Annotated in this window: 1 protein-coding gene; it reads right to left on the reverse strand. The window is 65.9% G+C overall.

What is annotated here, in order from left to right; genetic code table 11:
* A partial coding sequence (locus VTU_RS29485) for a SwmB domain-containing protein (RefSeq protein ID WP_010108894.1) occupies nucleotides 1-575 on the reverse strand: 575 nt, incomplete at both ends.

A 575-nucleotide genomic window follows, 5' to 3' on the forward strand; every position in this document is an offset into this window, starting at 1 on the left:
GGCTGCTTGTATCGGTGTAGGTGAGGACCAACTGGTTGCCGTTGACCGTGGCGGTGCTGAGCGCCGGGGCGGTGGTGTCTGGCAGGGCGTTGAGCACCGCCGTGGTCGGGAAGCTGGTCAGGAGATTGCCGGCAGTGTCCTGGATGCCGTTGGTGTCGTTGGGCGTGCTGTCCTGGTAGGCGACGGTCACGCGCTGACCATGGGTCACGGGGGTGGCGAACGACAATGTGATGAGATTGGCTATTGCATTCACGGAGACATCGGTGACCGTCCTGGCGACGCCATCCACGAGCACTGTGAAATCCCCGGCGGCAGGCTTGCGGGCCGGGTCCTCGTTCAGGTTGCTCGCGTCGTTGAATCGGAGCACCAAATCACCGGTATAGCCGCTGATCGCGGGGGCCTGGAATCCGCCGCCGGTGGTAATCAGCTGCGGGGGCGTGGTGTCCGGTGTGTTGTTGGTTACAGCCCGGCTGCTGAAGTCCGCCGCGTCGTTGCCGGCAGCGTCCTGCACCACGGCGCCGGTCGCGGGCTTGGTGTAGCTGAGGCTTACCGCTTCCCCCTGGGCCACGGCGCGG

Source organism: Verminephrobacter aporrectodeae subsp. tuberculatae At4 (assembly GCF_000193225.1).
Lineage (GTDB): Bacteria > Pseudomonadota > Gammaproteobacteria > Burkholderiales > Burkholderiaceae_C > Acidovorax > Acidovorax aporrectodeae.